Origin of the sequence: Photobacterium phosphoreum (genome assembly GCF_002954725.1) — a bacterium.
In the GTDB taxonomy this organism is placed as follows: domain Bacteria; phylum Pseudomonadota; class Gammaproteobacteria; order Enterobacterales; family Vibrionaceae; genus Photobacterium; species Photobacterium phosphoreum.
In genome coordinates this window covers 1,816,930-1,834,214 of the sequence record NZ_MSCQ01000001.1, presented here as the reverse complement: position 1 = coordinate 1,834,214, position 17,285 = coordinate 1,816,930, and the positions used below count along the sequence as shown (strand labels likewise).

The 17,285-nt window shown below is 39.7% G+C and carries 15 protein-coding genes; 7 read left to right on the top strand and 8 right to left on the bottom strand.

The annotated features are described in order from the left end of the window. Window positions 1-9: 9 nt before the first annotated feature. Entirely contained in the window at window positions 10-1,005 is a 996-nt protein-coding gene (gene gap / locus BTO21_RS07965) for a type I glyceraldehyde-3-phosphate dehydrogenase (protein ID WP_045027731.1), read from the bottom strand. A 337-nt stretch (window positions 1,006-1,342) separates the two neighbouring features. Here gap and msrB point away from each other — a divergent pair, with 337 nt between their 5' ends. Next, the gene (msrB, locus tag BTO21_RS07960) at window positions 1,343-1,747 is read left to right on the top strand and encodes a peptide-methionine (R)-S-oxide reductase MsrB (protein ID WP_045027732.1); all 405 of its coding nucleotides are present in this window, start codon (window positions 1,343-1,345) and stop codon (window positions 1,745-1,747) included. A 53-nt stretch (window positions 1,748-1,800) separates the two neighbouring features. On the opposite strand, the gene BTO21_RS07955 is transcribed toward msrB, so the two are convergent. After that, window positions 1,801-2,610, bottom strand: coding sequence for a DUF2989 domain-containing protein (locus BTO21_RS07955; RefSeq protein ID WP_045027863.1), 810 nt, complete (start codon window positions 2,608-2,610; stop codon window positions 1,801-1,803). A 220-nt stretch (window positions 2,611-2,830) separates the two neighbouring features. Here BTO21_RS07955 and BTO21_RS07950 point away from each other — a divergent pair, with 220 nt between their 5' ends. Further along, on the top strand, window positions 2,831-3,148 hold the full coding sequence (locus BTO21_RS07950; RefSeq protein WP_045027734.1) for a YeaC family protein: 318 nt from the start codon (window positions 2,831-2,833) through the stop codon (window positions 3,146-3,148). 16 nt (window positions 3,149-3,164) lie between these two features. On the opposite strand, the gene BTO21_RS07945 is transcribed toward BTO21_RS07950, so the two are convergent. From BTO21_RS07945 to sppA, 3 genes are all read right to left on the bottom strand, one after another. Next, window positions 3,165-3,839 (bottom strand): glutathione S-transferase family protein, encoded by a 675-nt coding sequence (locus tag BTO21_RS07945; RefSeq protein ID WP_045027735.1) that lies wholly within the window; start codon window positions 3,837-3,839, stop codon window positions 3,165-3,167. A gap of 150 nt (window positions 3,840-3,989) precedes the next feature. Then, window positions 3,990-5,003 carry an asparaginase gene (ansA, locus tag BTO21_RS07940; protein WP_045027737.1) on the bottom strand — a complete coding sequence of 338 codons (1,014 nt, stop codon included), beginning with the start codon at window positions 5,001-5,003 and terminating at the stop codon, window positions 3,990-3,992. A 269-nt stretch (window positions 5,004-5,272) separates the two neighbouring features. Continuing rightward, window positions 5,273-7,120, bottom strand: coding sequence for a signal peptide peptidase SppA (sppA, locus tag BTO21_RS07935; RefSeq protein ID WP_045027739.1), 1,848 nt, complete (start codon window positions 7,118-7,120; stop codon window positions 5,273-5,275). Window positions 7,121-7,340: 220 nt separating this feature from the next. Here sppA and BTO21_RS07930 point away from each other — a divergent pair, with 220 nt between their 5' ends. From BTO21_RS07930 to BTO21_RS07905, 5 genes are all read left to right on the top strand, one after another. Continuing rightward, window positions 7,341-9,353 carry an NADPH-dependent 2,4-dienoyl-CoA reductase gene (locus tag BTO21_RS07930; RefSeq protein ID WP_045027740.1) on the top strand — a complete coding sequence of 671 codons (2,013 nt, stop codon included), beginning with the start codon at window positions 7,341-7,343 and terminating at the stop codon, window positions 9,351-9,353. Between the two features lie 76 nt (window positions 9,354-9,429). After that, window positions 9,430-9,978, top strand: a complete 549-nt coding sequence (locus tag BTO21_RS07925; protein WP_045027742.1) for an NAD(P)H nitroreductase — start codon at window positions 9,430-9,432, stop codon at window positions 9,976-9,978. Between the two features lie 258 nt (window positions 9,979-10,236). Next, window positions 10,237-11,271, top strand: coding sequence for a selenide, water dikinase SelD (gene selD, locus BTO21_RS07920; RefSeq protein ID WP_045027744.1), 1,035 nt, complete (start codon window positions 10,237-10,239; stop codon window positions 11,269-11,271). After that, complete coding sequence (gene mnmH, locus BTO21_RS07915) at window positions 11,271-12,359, top strand: tRNA 2-selenouridine(34) synthase MnmH (RefSeq protein WP_045027745.1); 1,089 nt, start codon at window positions 11,271-11,273, stop codon at window positions 12,357-12,359. The genes selD and mnmH overlap by 1 nt, the downstream gene beginning before the upstream one ends. Before the next feature lie 236 nt (window positions 12,360-12,595). Further along, the gene (locus BTO21_RS07905; RefSeq protein WP_105026758.1) at window positions 12,596-14,548 is read left to right on the top strand and encodes a DNA topoisomerase III; all 1,953 of its coding nucleotides are present in this window, start codon (window positions 12,596-12,598) and stop codon (window positions 14,546-14,548) included. Between the two features lie 124 nt (window positions 14,549-14,672). Here the strand turns inward: BTO21_RS07905 and BTO21_RS07900 are convergent, their stop codons facing one another. The 3 genes from BTO21_RS07900 to BTO21_RS07890 form a co-directional block, all read right to left on the bottom strand. Further along, complete coding sequence (locus BTO21_RS07900; protein ID WP_045027748.1) at window positions 14,673-14,888, bottom strand: helix-turn-helix domain-containing protein; 216 nt, start codon at window positions 14,886-14,888, stop codon at window positions 14,673-14,675. A 9-nt stretch (window positions 14,889-14,897) separates the two neighbouring features. Beyond that, window positions 14,898-15,446, bottom strand: coding sequence for a DUF2975 domain-containing protein (locus tag BTO21_RS07895; protein ID WP_045027750.1), 549 nt, complete (start codon window positions 15,444-15,446; stop codon window positions 14,898-14,900). 106 nt (window positions 15,447-15,552) lie between these two features. Beyond that, window positions 15,553-17,172, bottom strand: coding sequence for a GGDEF domain-containing protein (locus BTO21_RS07890; RefSeq protein ID WP_045027752.1), 1,620 nt, complete (start codon window positions 17,170-17,172; stop codon window positions 15,553-15,555). Window positions 17,173-17,285: the final 113 nt, after the last annotated feature.

The window sequence follows — 17,285 nt, the reverse complement described above, 5'->3', positions numbered from 1 at the left end:
ATTGCTACATTACTTAGAGATATGAGCGATTAGGTCTAGAACTTTGTTTGAGTAACCGATTTCGTTGTCGTACCAAGATACAACTTTAACGAAGTTATCGTTAAGTGCGATACCAGCTGCAGCATCAAAGATTGAAGTGCGAGTGTCGCCGTTGAAGTCAGTAGAAACAACTGCATCTTCAGTGTAACCAAGAATGCCTTTTAGTTCGCCTTCTGATGCAGCTTTCATTGCAGCACAGATAGCTGCGTAAGAAGCACCTTTTTCTAGGTTAACTGTTAGGTCAACTACAGAAACGTTAGCAGTTGGTACGCGGAAAGCCATACCAGTTAGTTTGCCGTTGATTTCTGGAAGAACAACGCCTACTGCTTTAGCAGCACCAGTTGATGATGGGATGATGTTCTGAGAAGCACCACGACCGCCACGCCAGTCTTTAGCTGAAGGACCATCTACAGTTTTTTGAGTTGCTGTAGTTGCGTGAACTGTTGTCATAAGACCAGAAACGATACCGAAGTTGTCGTTAAGAACTTTAGCGATAGGCGCTAGACAGTTAGTAGTACAAGAAGCGTTAGAAACGATATCTTGACCAGCGTAAGTTGAATCGTTAACACCCATTACGAACATAGGAGTTGCATCTTTAGATGGGCCAGTTAGAACAACTTTCTTAGCGCCAGCTGTGATGTGCTTACGTGCAGTCTCGTCTGTTAGGAACAGGCCAGTTGCTTCAGCTACTACGTCAACGTTGATTGCATCCCACTTAAGATCTTCAGGGTTACGCTCAGCAGTTACACGTACAGTTTTACCGTTAACGATTAAGTTACCGCCTTCAACTTCAACAGTACCGTTGAAACGGCCGTGAGTTGAGTCGTACTTAAGCATGTATGCCATGTATTCAACGTCGATTAGGTCGTTGATACCAACAACTTCGATGTCAGTGCGCTCTTGCGCTGCACGGAAAACAAAACGACCGATACGGCCAAAACCGTTAATACCTACTTTGATTGTCATTACAGTTTGCTCCACAACTTAATTTCTAATGAAATATAACTGGTAGTAAAATTACAGAATCCTTTGTAAGCCTGCAAGCAAAAAAATCGTTTAAATTGCTTAAGGTCAAAAAAAAGTTCGGATATTTTTTACATTTCCACTACAACGACGGTAATTTGTACAAAAGTTGTTTAAATTACCGTCACCGTAACTGTTAACTTTTATTCATATTAACAAAAGCTAAAAATCGGTTTTGAGTTTATGTGACTTTTTGCACAAGAAGTATGTGGTACAGTGGCTCTAAATAGCAAATATAATTATTACGATTATCGAAATTAGTAAACAAAGGAGGTGGAGAATGAATAAAAAAGACGATTTGTATTGGCAAGATAAACTATCTGCTGAGGCTTATCAGGTATGTAGACAGCAAGCAACTGAAGCGCCCTTTAGTGGCACACTATTACATAACCGTGAGACAGGTATTTATAGTTGTACTTGTTGTGGTCAATATTTATTTGCTTCTACTAATAAATATGATTCTGGTTGTGGATGGCCAAGTTTTGATGCGCCAATCACGACAAAATGTGTGCGCTATTTAGACGATGATAGCCATGGCATGGCACGTACTGAAATTCGCTGTTCACAATGTGATAGCCATTTAGGGCATATTTTCCCTGATGGGCCTCCGTCAACGGGTGAACGGTTTTGTGTTAATTCAATCTCACTGCTTTTTTCAGCGGATGACTTTTCAGTTAATGATTAAGCGTGCAGATTTGTCTGTTCATCATTCTTGAACATGGTGGATAGTTGTTGTGATTATTGAAGTTGGGCGATAATTTCTGTTCGTTTATATTGCCCACTTTTTAATGCTGCAATTATTTGAAATGCGATTATGTCTAATCTTTGTCGCTCGTTATCCGTTAAGTTAAATTTATTTTTAATGGTAGAGCGTGTCGTTTGTTGTTGCTTCTTTTGTTGATAGTTAGCAGCGACCTTTACCCATACATATGCTGAACCGATGTTTTTTTGTTGGTAATATAATGTCGCAAGCGAATGTAATATATTGATATTAATATCATCGTTGGTCTTATAAAGACTAAGGCTGTGATGCAATATATGCAGCGTTTTGGTTTTGTTTTTTCTAATATAATAACCCGCAAGTGCTAATTGTAAGTTAGGGTGTTCCAGTTTTTTATTGCCTTCAAGCGCGAGAAATTGTTGTTTAGCAATGTGATCGCCTTGGCTCCAACGATAATAAATAATATGTGGATCTTGAGATAGGCGTAATTCTTGGTTGAGTCGCTCAATACTTTCATAGCTATGATATAGCGCTTGTATCCGTTTGGTTTTTCGTTGCTTTAATTCTGTAGGTTCAATGATTGCCGCATATTCAAGACAGAATTGATATTCTTTAGTTAATTTTAATTCTTTAAATTTTTGTTTATCGATGGGATCTTGCAAGGTGGTATAGCGTTGCCATATTAGGTTGGTACGTTGGATTCGACATTGTCCATCATTAAGATTTAATGCTTGGCATAAGCTGAGATTATCGTTACATAAGCTTTCCGTTGATCGATAACGATCAAAGCAACCGCTGAGTAAGAATGGCACTAATATGATGGCCATAATACGGCATGCATTATAACGAGGTGTGGTAGCCTGAGGTAAGGAGACAATGGCCAAAAGCTGAACTCATAAGCGATAGACGTTTAAATTTAACATTATAGTTTGTTTTGTAAACGACTTGTTTTTAGTAAGCTAAGGTAATGTGATTCAGTGATATATTTTTTTGATGCGTGAGTGATACGTATCATCTAACAGTGATGAAAGAAGGAGATAATAAAATATGGATATTAATCAATTATTAGTAGCAATGACGCCTGAGATTTATCAGCGTATGTTAACTGCAGTTGAAACCGGTAAATGGCTTGATGGTTCAGTATTAACACCGCAGTTACGTGACAATGCACAGCAAGCCGTCATGTTGTATCAATCACGACATAATATGAATGCCGACCATATGACGGTAGCTGCTGGTGGTGAGATTAAATTTAAATCCAAAGCAGAATTTAAACAAGACTTCACCATTGATGGATTCGAGATAAGGCAAGATACCGTAATGGATGATAATGAGATTGCCCGTTTTGATCATGATCAACTGTAATGATCAGCTGCAATGATCATGTCGGTGAATGGGGTAAAATCATAGGTTCACAATAAAAATCTTGTAATTGATGATCTTCTTCTGCGATAAAATTTGCGATCCATGGTTCAAGCTCTATCCGTTGTAGATAAGCATGTAACTGTGGATAGTGAGGCTGTAAACGTAGCCCACTCATCCACCCGCTGCGAAATACACTCCATAAACTGATTTCTGCAATTGAAAAATGGTCGCTGACATAGCCTTGGTGCGGAATTTGTTGATTAAGGTAATGCAGTACGTCTGGAAGATGATGGGTTAAGCATTGCTCAACCGCTTCTTCATCACAGGTTTTATTCTGTATTTTTTGACGCAATACTTTTTGGTAAAATAATACGCCTCCAATTAAAGCGCTTACTCTCGTTGCTGCATAAGATTCGAGCCAACGTATTTGAGCGCGTTGGTGAGCATTGCCGGGATACAAGGGCGGAATGGGATAGACGTCATCTAAATAATGCGCAATAACGGTTGAATCTATAATCGTTAATTTGTCATGCTCAAGAACGGGCACTTTTCCCATTGGATGCCGTTTGTGTGCCAGTTCTTTTTCGATATAGGGATTAAGAGGCTGGAGTTCGTAACGAAGACCTTTGTAATTGAGCGCTAACATTATTTTGCGAACGGAAGGTGAGATTGATGTGCCGTGTAAAATCATAATGGTTACTTATTGCTTGGCTCAATGAGCGATAGTATTGCAATAAGTGTAGTTTGCTTTGTTATTATCAGGGATAGAAAGTCGCGATCAAAAAAGAGCCATCAAGGCTCTTTTTTTTAGGGTGCGGCTGAACCAATGGTTTATCAACCACTAGTGGGTTAATTCACCACGTAGATCTTGCTGCATCATGCTACGAATCGTTTCTGTGGTCAGGTTTTGGCTTAATAAGTAATGTAACTTAGCCAGCGCTGCTTCAGGGGTCATATCATAACCACTTAATACACCGGCCTCTGCCAGTGCACAGCCTGTCGCATACCCACCCATATTCACTTTGCCTGATAGACATTGGGTTAGGTTCATAACAATAACACCACGATCTGTTGCGGCTTTTAATTGTTCGAGTAATTCTTTATTTTGTGGTGCATTACCTACGCCAAATGTCAGTAAGATCATTGCGTTGACAGGTTGGCGTAATGTATTTCGGATCACCTCTGGAGAAATACCTGGGTACATAGTAATAACGCCAATCGGCTGAGGTGTAATGGTGTGAACTTTAAATGCACCTTCAGGTTTTTTATCTATTTGAGTAATGTTGTTAACCGTAATATTAATTCCAGCTTCTAATAGCGGTGGTAAATTTGGTGAAATAAAAGCACCAAAACCATCGGCATGCGCTTTAGTACTACGATTACCACGAATTAATTGATTATTGAAAAATACGGTCACTTCATTGATTGGATAATTAGCCGCAATGTGAAGTGCATTTAATAGGTTACTTTGACCATCAGAACGTAATTCAACCAATGGGATCTGTGAGCCAGTCACAATCACCGGTTTGTCTAAATTTTCAAACATGAATGATAATGCAGATGCGGTGTAAGCCATGGTATCGGTGCCATGTAAAATTACAAAGCCATCATATTTATCATAATTAGCGTTAATATCATCAGCAATTCGTTGCCAATCCATCGGGGTCATATCCGATGAATCGATGAGCGGAGAATACTCATTAATAGTGAATTCTGGCATTTCTGAACGATGGAATTCTGGCATGCTTGCCAATTGTTTCTGCATAAAACCGGCAACAGGAACATAGCCATGATCTGACTTTTGCATACCAATAGTGCCGCCAGTGTAAGCGATGTAAATGTGTTTTCTTTCCATTTTTAAGCTCAGAATGAACGAATGCGTGCGCGTATTATACGCAAACTATATGAAGATGCGAGGTTAGTTAAATTTGCAGTGTTATTGTGTGAGTTAAAATGTGATCGTAGTTAACTGTGCTTATTAATTGAACTATTGCAGTTTAAATTACTACTTTAAATCACTACTTTACATAAGAGTAGAAATGATGAAAAAGTGAAAAACCCGACCATTATTCTCTTTCTAGTTAAAAGCATAATAAGAGTCGGGTTATATATGGGTTGTTATGGTTAATTAACCGTACTGCAATTTAAGCAGAAGGCATAACGGCCATTAGGATCATTAAAGTTGGTCAGTGAGGTAAGATCTTTAGCCACTTTCGTCACTGGTGCTAAGGTCGATGGCATATCACCAAAGACCATTGCCGCGATTTGGACTTTCACTTCACCTGACATTTCCTTAAAGAACTGCTGTACTGGCGATAGCGGTTGTTGCATCCATACCAATTGATAATCTTTGAGTTTGGCTAATTCAACAGCAGCGGTAATGGCAGTATCGAAATCACCTAATTTATCCACTAAACCACGTTGTTGAGCATCTTCACCTGTCCATACTCGGCCCTGAGCAATTTTATCTGCTTGAGCTAATGACATATGACGGTATTTGCTGACTAAACCAATAAAACGCTGGTAGCCATTATCAACTCCAAGTTGGAATACTTTCGCAACACCTTCAGGTAGCGCACGTGTTATACCAACACCAGAGAAAGGCGTTGTACCGACACCATCACTGTAAACACCGAGTTTTTCTAAGCCTTTTTCAAAGGTAGTTAAAATAGCGAAGATACCAATCGAACCGGTGATCGTTGTTGGTTGAGCAATGATTTCATTGGCACTGGATGAGATCCAGTAACCGCCAGATGCCGCTACACTCGACATTGAAACCACCACTGGTTTACCTGCTCTTTTGAGTCCATCAACGGCATTACGAATAACCTCTGAGGCGAAAGCGCTACCCCCTGGGCTATCAACTCGTAGAATCACAGATTTCACTTGTTTATCAAAACGTGCTTGGTTTAATAGTGAGGCAATAGTGTCACCGCCAGCAGAACCTTGGCTACTTTTACCATCAACAATTGCACCGTTTACAATAACAACGGCCACTTTATTTGGTGATGGTTGTTGATCATCAACCAAGAGTGGTAGGTAATCGTAATAGCTAATGTGTTTAAAGCTGTGTTTGTCGTTAGCACCAAAAGTATCAATTAAATATTGGGTCATTTGATCACGCGTGACCAGTGAATCAACCAAGCCTAATTTTTTACTTAACTGGGAAAAATCGCCATTGACCGATTCTAATTGGGTTACAAACTCATCGATATTTGGGGTTAATGTCTGTGGCTTAATATGGCGGTTTTTGGCTACATCGTCGCTGAATGCACCCCATAGTTGAGTTAACCATACCGTATTTGCTTCTTTGGCTGCCGTTGACATGCCATCACGAATATAAGGTTCAACAAATGACTTATAAGTGCCAACGCGGAAAACGTGGGTTGTTACGTCTAACTTAGCCAGTAAGCTCTTATAATACAGCGTGTAAGTACCGTAGCCGGTTAGCATTACGCCACCATCGGGTGATAAAAACACTTTATCGGCATAACTTGCAAGGTAGTACTGGCTTTGGCTGTAATTATCACCATAAGCATAAACAGGTTTACCTGACGCTTTAAATTCTTCGATTGCTTTGGCGATGTAACGTAGTTTCGTTAAGCTGGTTTCAGACATACCCTTGAGGTTAAGCACTAGGCCGGTGATGTCTTTATCTGTTGCTGCTGCACGAATAGCTTCTACGATATCAAATAGCACATTCTGCTGCACCTCAGGTTTGCCTAAGACTTCACTCATGACACTATCAAGGGGATTGTCATAATTTTTTTGTTCAACAATCGGACCTGATAAGTTAAGTACTAATGCTGAGGGTTCAGTGGTATCCGTAGACTTATCGTCATCGGTTAATGCAAAAATTATCGCGCCAATAATAAGAACGAACAAAATGTTGAGGACAAATTTGCGAGTAAAATTAATTAACTTCCCGATAGCAAGGAAGAATTTTCCAATCCTTGAGAATATGGCTTTCATGAAAATTCCTGATAATGATGATTGCAGTATCGTAGCGTAGTCACTACTGAATTACAGGTTTTTTTACGGTGTAATTGTTAGTGAACGTAAAAATAAAGAGACATAATTGATTATAAATAGTGAGTTGCATCATGTAAATGTTGCTGATCTGTTAATAGTTAGTGGTGTTATTAAGTAAGCTGAAATATACTGGTCAGACCATAACAGTTAGGAGCAGCTCATGGACGATAAAAGATACCCTTTTTTATTGGCACCGCTGGATCTTGGTTTTACTCAATTGCGTAACCGCGTCTTGATGGGTTCAATGCATACAGGGCTAGAAGAAAAACGTGACGGTTTCCATAAACTGGCTGCATTTTATTCTCTTAGAGCCAAGTCGGGGGTTGGGCTTATTGTTACGGGGGGTTTTTCACCTAATTTTCGTGGTCGATTACATCCATTCAGTGCTGAATTTAGTACTCATCGCCATGTACGTAAACATCGTAATATAACCACGGCTGTGCATCAGCATGGCGGCAAAATTGCGTTACAGTTATTGCATGCAGGACGCTATGCGATGTCACCGTTTGCGGTCAGTGCCTCTGCTATTCGTTCTCCTATTTCTACATTCACGCCGAGCAAAATGAGTCAGCGTCAAATTAATAATACCATTAATGATTTTGCCCATAGTGCCGAACTTGCGCGTGAAGCGGGTTACGATGGGATAGAGTTGATGGGCTCTGAAGGCTATCTCATTAATCAGTTTATTTGTCAGCGGTCGAATCAACGTTGCGATGATTGGGGTGGCAGTTATGACAATCGGATTCGGTTTGCGGTTGAGATTGTACGTGCTGTGAGGGCGCGTGTTGGTCGTGATTTTATTATTATTTTTCGATTGTCGATGTTGGATCTGGTTGAAGAAGGCAGTACCTATAATGAAGTAGTGCAGCTAGCGATTGAATTAGAAGCGGCTGGCGTCACTATTTTAAACACCGGGATTGGTTGGCATGAAGCGCGAATTCCTACCATTGCCACCCAAGTACCACGGGCTGCATTTGCTTGGGTAACGGAAAAAATTAAACAACAAGTTTCTATTCCGATTGTGACCTGTAATCGCATTAATACTCCGCAAGTGGCTGAAAATATTTTGGCACAAGGGCAAGCTGATATGGTGTCAATGGCAAGACCATTTTTAGCGGATCCTGAGTTTGTATTAAAAGCTGAGCAAAATCGTGCTGATGATATAAATACTTGTATTGGTTGCAATCAAGCCTGTTTGGATCATGTTTTTGTGGGTAAACGTGCTAGTTGTTTAGTCAATCCTCAAGCCTGCTATGAAACTGAATTAGTGTTAACCGCCGTGGCGACAGCACGAAAAGTGGCGGTGATTGGTGGTGGTCCTGCCGGAATGGCTTGTGCTGTTGCAGCCGCTGAGCGTGGTTTCAACGTTGATTTGTTTGAAAAAAATGATCATGTTGGCGGTCAATTTAATTTAGCGATGCAAATTCCGGGTAAAGAAGAATTTAAAGAAACCATCCGTTATTTTACTCGCCAGTTAGATCAAACAGGGGTTAAGGTCTGGTTAGGCGTTGAGGCTAATATCGATCAACTTCGTGATTATGATGAAGTCGTTATTGCTACTGGGGTCCAACCTAAAATTCCGCCTATTCGAGGTATTGAACATTCGAAAGTGATTGATTACCAAACCTTGATTAGCCAACAAATTACGCTTGGAAAAAAAGTGGCAATCATTGGCGCGGGTGGCATTGGAGTGGATGTTGCGACTATGTTGACTGAGCCTGAAGAGGGTGATCTTGATAGTTGGCTGCGAGAATGGAATATCGATAAAAGTTTACGTCATCGCGGTGGTTTATTACCCACTGATGATTATATTAGTCCGCGTCAAGTGTGGTTGATGCAACGTGGTCAAGGCAAAGTAGGTAAAGGCCCTGGGCGCACAACGGGTTGGATCCATCGTCGTACGTTAGAAAAGCGTGGCGTTAAATTATGGGCAGGGGTGCAATATCAAGCAATCGATGATGAAGGGCTACATATTCTTGTTAATGGGCAAACTCATACGCTTGATGTCGACAATATTGTTATTTGTACTGGTCAAACTTCAGTCGATAATCTATCTCAACAATTAACGGCGTTGGGCGTCTCTGTGCATGTTATTGGTGGTGCAGAAGATGCTGGCGAAGTCGATGCCAAACGAGTGATTCGACAAGGGGTTGAATTAGCTTCGAAGTTATAATCGCTGTTACTTGTGTTGACGGCTTTACCTGTCTTATTATATGCGAAACAATAATTATTTTCATTTTGAGGTTGTTATGGACGCGCTATCACTTCTGCTTAATCGTCGCTCATTACCAAAATTAGTTGAGCCAGCCCCCGCAGGAGAGGTTCTTGAGAATATCTTTCGTGCAGGGTTACGTGCTCCCGATCATGGTGGCTTAACACCGTGGCGTTTCATTGTTTCTCAAGGTGAAGGGTTAACCAAGCTGGCTGATATTTTGGTTGCTGCTGCTAAAGCGGATAATTTAGATGATTTTGTGATTGAAAAAGCCTCAAAAGCGCCTTTTCGCGCTCCAATGGTGATCACTGTGGTGAGTAAAGTGACCTCTGATCATAAAGTGCCTGTTATAGAACAGCATTTATCGGCAGGTTGTGCAGCTCAAGCGATGCAAATGGCTGCTGTAGCACAAGGATATTCTGGTTTTTGGCGTACAGGGTCTTGGGCATACCATGCGGTTGTTCGTGAAGCTTTGGGTCTTGAAGGCGAAGATATGATTGTTGGCTTTTTATATCTAGGGTCGATTGGGTGCCGTGAAGCGAAAGTACATGAACGCGATCTGGCCCAATACGTTGAATATTTGTAATTGAAGCATCGTTATTGATGTAGCATTCAGTCGCGATTTAGTCTGAACGAATGTGAATGAAAGGTTAAAAAGAAAAGGTGATCGTTGTTTTATGGTATGAAACCGTGAATGACATCACCTTTTTTAGTACTAATTGATAATTTTTAGTGCCAATGTTGATTTGTATCAACGGAAAATAGCGGCTTTTTAGTTGGAAAGATGACAGTTGTCGAGGGCAGGAGTAGAATCGCTGCTTCTTTCTATATTTTGGAGCGTGTCATGGAAAATGTTCGCCTAACACAATACAGCCACGGTGCAGGATGTGGTTGTAAAATTTCTCCCCAAGTGCTTGATACCATTCTTCGTAGTCAATTAGCACCTTTTGAAGATCCTAATTTACTGGTTGGTAATGAAAGTAAAGATGACGCTGCCGTTTATGATATCGGTAATGGTCAAGCAGTCATCAGCACCACTGACTTCTTTATGCCAATTGTTGATGACCCGTTTGATTTCGGTCGTATTGCTGCCACTAACGCTATTAGTGATATTTATGCGATGGGCGGTAAACCCATTATGGCGATTGCTATTTTAGGTTGGCCTGTGAACGTGTTATCTCCAGAAATCGCTCAAAAAGTGATTGATGGTGGTCGTTCTGTGTGCCGTGAAGCGGGTATTTCACTTGCTGGTGGTCACTCTATTGATGCTCCTGAGCCAATTTTCGGCCTTGCTGTAACAGGATTAGTCAGTACTGATCGTGTTAAGCGTAATGACAGCGCAGAAGCGGGTTGTCATTTATACCTAACTAAACCATTAGGTATTGGCGTATTAACGACTGCTGAAAAGCAATCTAAGTTGGCTGATGAGCATAAAGGTTTGGCACGTGATTGGATGTGTAAACTGAATAAACCGGGTGCAGATTTTGCTGATGTTGAAGGTGTGAAAGCATTAACCGACGTGACTGGCTTTGGTTTAATGGGCCACTTAACCGAGATTTGTGAAGGCAGTAACTTAAAAGCAAAACTTTGGTTTGATAAAATCCCAACATTACCAGGCGTATATGATTATATCGCTCAAGGTTGTGTTCCTGGTGGTACTGAACGTAACTTTATGAGCTACGGTCATAAAGTCAGCTCAATGACAGATCTACAAAAAGCATTATTGTGTGATCCTCAAACATCAGGTGGCTTACTGTTAGCCGTTGAACCAAGCAGTGATGCTGAAGTACAAGCGATTGCTAAAAAACATAACATCTTGCTGGAAGCGATTGGTGAACTTGTGCCGATGGATGGCGATACCTTTATTGAGGTCTGCTAATGTCGCGTCCCAATTGCGAAGATTTCCGTCATCTGTTTGTAAACGACACGCCATTAATGGATATGCGAGCGCCTGTTGAATTTACACAAGGTGCTTTTCCAACCTCTCATAGTCATCCGTTAATGACTGATGATGAGCGTGCCGCTGTGGGTACGTGTTATAAAAACAGCGGTCAAGATGCTGCAATTGCACTTGGTCATAAGCTGGTTAATGGTGATGTTAAAGCAGAACGTGTAGCGCAATGGAAAGCATTTTGTGAAGCAAACCCAAACGGTTATTTGTATTGTTTCCGTGGTGGTTTACGTTCACAAGTTACTCAGCAATGGTTAAAAGAAGCGGGTATTGATTATCCGTTTATTACCGGAGGCTATAAAGCATTACGTCGTTACTTAGTTGATACTATTGATGATGTTGCCACTAAGCCAATGTCAATTGTTGCCGGTAATACCGGTAGCGGTAAGACTATCATGGTGAATGAACTTGCTAATGGTCTTGATCTTGAAGGTGCCGCTCACCATCGCGGATCATCATTTGGTCGCTATGTAACCCCACAACGTACTCAGATTGCCTTTGAAAATGATCTTGCGATTCAAATGCTCAAAAAACTTGATCGTGGTATTGAACACTTTGTGTTTGAAGATGAAGGTAAAAACATTGGTTGTGTAACGGTACCAATCGCGATTAATCGTGCGATGCAAGACGCTGATGTTGCTGTGATTGATGATCCTGTCGATGTGCGTTTAGCGCGTTTGTTGGATGATTATGTGATTAAAATGCAACGTGATTATGTGGCTCATTACGGTGAGGAACAGGGTTGGATTTTATTTGCTGAGTATTTAGAAAAAGGCATGTTTAATATTCGTAAGCGTTTAGGTTTAGAGCGCTATGAAGTGATGCTGAAAGCTCAACAACATGCAGTGAAAGTTATGCAAGCGACGGGTTCGTTAGCTGAGCATGATGCTTGGTTGGCGCCGTTGTTAGAGCAATATTATGATCCTATGTATACTTATCAATTAAGCAAAAAAGCTGATCGGATTGTATTTAGAGGTGATTACCACCAAGTAAAAGAGTGGTTAGCTGCTCGCTAGTTTATTTGATATAAACTGATTTGATAAAAAGCCAAACGTATCTATTAATATAATATGATGCATTTGGCTTTTTTTGTTTAAACGATCACTGCACTGGTTGGTCGACGATCTTTCAAGATCAATTGCAAAAAAGAGTATTATGTGAATAAGTACTGGTTTAATATCCAGTGTTATGTTGCCGTTAGCATCCATTTTCGGTACAGTCATAGTATTAATCCTTTCATAAAAAGATCCCCATGAGCTGCTTATATATAGCTGAAAAACCAAGCTTAGGTCGAGCCATTGCTGCGGTATTACCTCGTCCACATAAAAATAATACTGGCTATATTGAAGTAGGCAATGGCGATATTGTCACTTGGTGTATTGGGCATTTGTTAGAGCAAGTCGAACCGGATGCTTATGACGCGCGCTACAAAAAATGGCACTTAGACGATTTACCTATTGTGCCTCAGCAATGGCAACTCATTCCCCGCCAAGCGGCTAAACAACAATTAGCTGTGATTAAAAAACTAGCGAAAACAGCAACCTCAGTGGTACATGCAGGCGATCCCGATCGTGAAGGGCAGTTGCTGGTGGATGAAGTAATTGATTACGTCAAAATATCTAAAACAAAAAAAGAAGCGGCGCAACGATTATTGATTTCTGATTTAAACCCTGCGGCAGTTAAAAAAGCTTTAGCGACCATGCGCAGTAACTGTGATTTTATTCCGTTATCAGTCTCAGCCCTCGCGCGCTCACGTGCCGATTGGTTATATGGCATGAATATGACTCGTGCTTATACTTTGTTGGGGCAAAAGGGCGGTTATCGAGGTGTGTTGTCTGTTGGGCGCGTACAAACACCTATTTTAGGGCTAGTGGTTAGGCGAGATGATGAAATCGCTAATTTTGTCGCTAAACCTTTTTATGAGGTATTAGCGTTAATTACTTATGGTGAACAAACGATTTATGCCAAGTGGCAACCGAGTAAATCGTGTGAACCTCACCAAGATTCTGAAGGGCGAATTCTCAACCGTAAACTGTGTGAAAATGTGGTCGCACGGATTAAAGGTCAACCCGCAGAAGTGACTGAATCTGAACGTAAACGAACTAAAACAGCGCCACCGTTGCCATATTCTTTATCAGCGTTACAAATTGATGCCGCTAAGCGTTTTGGAATGAGTGCTGCGGATGTATTATCAACTTGTCAGTCACTGTATGAAAAACATAAAGTGATCACTTACCCTCGTTCAGACAGTCGCCACTTACCATTAGATCATTTCAAACAAGCTAATGATGTTTGTCGTGCCATTGCGGCTTCAGATAATCAATTAGCTTCCGCGGTTGATAATGCTAATACAGCATTAAAATCAAAAGCATGGAATGATAAAAAAGTGGATGCTCACCATGCGATTATTCCAACCCCTAAATCATCATCAGTGTTAACTGGCTATGAAGCGAAAATATACCAGTTAATTGCTCGCCAGTACTTAATGCAATTTTATCCAGCTGCAGAATATGCTGATGCTAAGTTGGTGTTCACTATCTCTCAAGGGGTATTTATTGCTAAAGGTCGACAATTGATGTCACCAGGTTGGCGAATATTACTAGGGCGTGATGATAAAAAAGAAGACAGTGATCTGGCGGACAAAGTGCCACCATTAGATAAAGGCACTGTATTGGTCTGCCGTGATGGTGAGATCAAAGATAAAATGACTGAGCCCCCAAAAGCATTTACTGAAGCGACGTTATTACAAGCGATGACGGGTATTGCGCGGTTTGTATCTGATGCTTCATTAAAGAAAATTCTGCGTGATACCGATGGCTTAGGCACAGAGGCAACGCGAGCAGGGATTTTAGAGATGTTGTTTAAACGGCAGTTATTGCAACGCCAAGGTAAAGCCATTCACGCTTCAGAGGCAGGAAAGGGATTGATTTATGCGTTACCTGATAGCTCAACATATCCTGATATGACCGCGCATTGGGAGCATCAATTACATGATATGGCAGATAGGAAATGTGCCTATCAACCGTTTATGGCGGCATTAGAGCAACAAGTGACAGCCTTGATGGAGCAGGTCAAAGTGAGCGATGTGCCACCAAGTTTACGCTCATTGACTTCACCTGAATTTAAGCCTCGTGCTAAAAAACGCAGTTATGCCAAAAAATCGACGTCGGCCAAACCTAAGGCTGCACCAAAGCGTAAATCGTAGTAGATGATTTAATTACTGATTGATAACTTACAAAAAAGCAGCATAAATATGCTGCTTTTTTGTTATTTATATTTTTAAAAGTTATTTATATCTTTTAAAAATAGTTATCGCCATAAACGAAACGCTAATTGTCATCGTTTTTTTGAAATTCAAGAATATCTGCTGGCTGGCAATCAAGTTGTTGGCAAAGTTTATCAAGTGTCGAAAATCGAACGGCTTTTGCTTTACCATTTTTAAGTATTGATAAATTAGCTTCGGTCATCTCCATTGCTTGAGCTAATGCCTTTAACCGTATTTTTCGTTTCGCCATAATGACATCTAAGTTAATAACAATAGTCATAATAAACTCTTAAATTGTGTAATTTTGCTCATCGGCGAGGTGATAGCCTTCTTTCATAACCCATGAAATTATAACAATAATAGCGCCTATTAATAGGGTTAAAAAATCAATACCTTGAAAGCTAATCATGATCATGCGGTGATGGGGTGGATTATTGAATGTTAATATTAACGTCATTAATGGTTGGTAAAAAATAGATCCGCCTACCCAATAAAATACACTGTAGCCAAGTTTTTGATAGCACCTTGCATTTTCTAAAGTAAAGATGTGTTTATTTTCATAATTACCAAATAACTGAATGAGGATTTTTAACGCATACATAATAATCGAACAATAGATCAGGCTCGTTAATATTGCGAATAAACGCGTAGTTAATGTTAATGGCGTTTCTGTTAGCTGATTGATATTAAACGATGTTTGTACAATACCCGTATGTCTTAAAAAGTCATAGGGTGTCTCTACTGTTAACCAAAAAAAGCAGACTAAAATTGGCGTCAGAATAAAAAATAGCTGGAATAGTATTTTTACTCTGCGGCTTTGTTGTTGAATTTTTGACATGTGGTTTTTCCTCATTCATTTTATGTCCCTTAGAATAGGGGACTAAAAAATATTATACAATAAAAATTTATCGTTATTCGATAATTTATTGTTGTTCCTATGAGGGCTAGTCTGGTAAAAAGACTTGAAAACAATCTTTACCATTAGCTTTTGCTTGATAAAGTGCTGTATCAACATGTTTGAAAAAATCACAATAGGTTGTTGTTTGAGATGGAATGATAGTGCTTACGCCAATACTGATCGTGACAATTGCTTTACCATTATTAGGATCAAGACAAGGAAAAGGCAATGCAAGTTGGTGCATCGCATTGATTAAACGTTGGGCATTATTTATTGCTGCTTGTTGATCTTGGCCTGGCAGTAACAGCACGAATTCTTCGCCACCATAGCGCGCAAACAGTGTACCAGCTCGACGTTCAACTTTAGACAGTGCTGAAGCAATAATTTTTAAACATTGATCGCCAGCGGCATGGCCAAGTTTATCGTTATAAGTTTTAAAATTATCGATATCCAATATGAGTAACGATAGGGGTAATGTGAGTCGGTTTGCTCGTCGCCATTCAGTCGTCACTGTTTCATCAAATACACGGCGGTTAGCTATATTGGTTAGCGCGTCAATACGCGATAATTTTTGTAGTTGTGCATTGGCTTTATTGAGTGCTTGGGTACGGCTTTGTACTCGCTGTTCTAGATCATAATTGAGCTTTATAAGGTTATCCGCCGCTTGCAGACGTAAAATATGTTGTGAAACAATAAAACCATATTGTTTAAGTAATTGATGATGGTAACTGCATAATGGTTGCCCTGTAATTAAGTTATCGCAAGCAATCCATCCAATCGGGGTATCTTCATCCCATAAAGCAATATAAGCACTCCAGCCAAAACCTATTTGTTGTAAGTCATGGTATAAAGGCGTGTTTTCTTGAATGGCAATATATTCTTTATCTTTTAATGTATTAGCGGCATACCATTGATCAGGAATTGCGGATGAAAAATAAAATTCGTCAACAGTATTACCATTAATATCAGTGCCAAAAGTACCATGCATTTGTTTTTGTTCATCAAATAGAAAAATAGCCATTCTGTCTATTTTTAATTGTTTTTTTCCTTCATCTATCGCGATAAATAACATATCTTTCATTGAGTTACTGCGCCATAACTGAAAAGAAATATCATGCATACTTTGAAGCTGATTAAGCAAAGATTGTTGTTGTTGTTGGCTTGATTGTAATTCTTTTTCGGTATTAATTCGGCGGAGACTGTTCTTTTTAGTGGTTTGTTTTACAACGATAGATTTAATTTCTGCTGCTAATAATGATGCTAATATTATTAAATGTTTAGGAAATAATGCTGATGTTAATGGTACCGCAATAGTTAAATGCCCGATAATGATTGAATGATGTTTAAGTGGAATTAATAAATAACGATGGTTCTCAACGATATCAATCGAAGCTTCAGTTTTATGGGTGTAATAATGAATACTTTTATAATAATATTCATTATTTTTAGGTATCACTATTGGCGGGAAATGGTATTTAATACCTTCTGAGTTTAGATCTAATAATAATTTCCATTCTTTATTATATTTAATTATGAGCTGTAAATGGTTAACGGAAAAATGTTGAATAAGATTACGGCAAATTAGCTCACAAATAGTTCTAAGACTATGAGCATTACTACATTGTTTAGCAACTGTTTGGTAAAAAACGTTAATCTTTTCGTTCATTAATACTCTGTTCCATGAGTCAGCTAGCGAGAGGGTTATATTATTTCTCTATATTGTTAACGATTCACTTATAAATTAGCAGGATATATACCTCAAATTAGTTATATATTCTT

Coding starts and splice junctions, on each gene's coding strand:
- gap (WP_045027731.1), bottom strand. CDS start 1,005: ATGACAATCAAAGTAGGTATTAACGGTTTTGGCCGTATCGGTCGTTTT.
- msrB (WP_045027732.1), top strand. CDS start 1,343: ATGAATAAAAAAGACGATTTGTATTGGCAAGATAAACTATCTGCTGAG.
- BTO21_RS07955 (WP_045027863.1), bottom strand. CDS start 2,610: ATGGCCATCATATTAGTGCCATTCTTACTCAGCGGTTGCTTTGATCGT.
- BTO21_RS07950 (WP_045027734.1), top strand. CDS start 2,831: ATGGATATTAATCAATTATTAGTAGCAATGACGCCTGAGATTTATCAG.
- BTO21_RS07945 (WP_045027735.1), bottom strand. CDS start 3,839: ATGATTTTACACGGCACATCAATCTCACCTTCCGTTCGCAAAATAATG.
- ansA (WP_045027737.1), bottom strand. CDS start 5,003: ATGGAAAGAAAACACATTTACATCGCTTACACTGGCGGCACTATTGGT.
- sppA (WP_045027739.1), bottom strand. CDS start 7,120: ATGAAAGCCATATTCTCAAGGATTGGAAAATTCTTCCTTGCTATCGGG.
- BTO21_RS07930 (WP_045027740.1), top strand. CDS start 7,341: ATGGACGATAAAAGATACCCTTTTTTATTGGCACCGCTGGATCTTGGT.
- BTO21_RS07925 (WP_045027742.1), top strand. CDS start 9,430: ATGGACGCGCTATCACTTCTGCTTAATCGTCGCTCATTACCAAAATTA.
- selD (WP_045027744.1), top strand. CDS start 10,237: ATGGAAAATGTTCGCCTAACACAATACAGCCACGGTGCAGGATGTGGT.
- mnmH (WP_045027745.1), top strand. CDS start 11,271: ATGTCGCGTCCCAATTGCGAAGATTTCCGTCATCTGTTTGTAAACGAC.
- BTO21_RS07905 (WP_105026758.1), top strand. CDS start 12,596: ATGAGCTGCTTATATATAGCTGAAAAACCAAGCTTAGGTCGAGCCATT.
- BTO21_RS07900 (WP_045027748.1), bottom strand. CDS start 14,888: ATGACTATTGTTATTAACTTAGATGTCATTATGGCGAAACGAAAAATA.
- BTO21_RS07895 (WP_045027750.1), bottom strand. CDS start 15,446: ATGTCAAAAATTCAACAACAAAGCCGCAGAGTAAAAATACTATTCCAG.
- BTO21_RS07890 (WP_045027752.1), bottom strand. CDS start 17,172: ATGAACGAAAAGATTAACGTTTTTTACCAAACAGTTGCTAAACAATGT.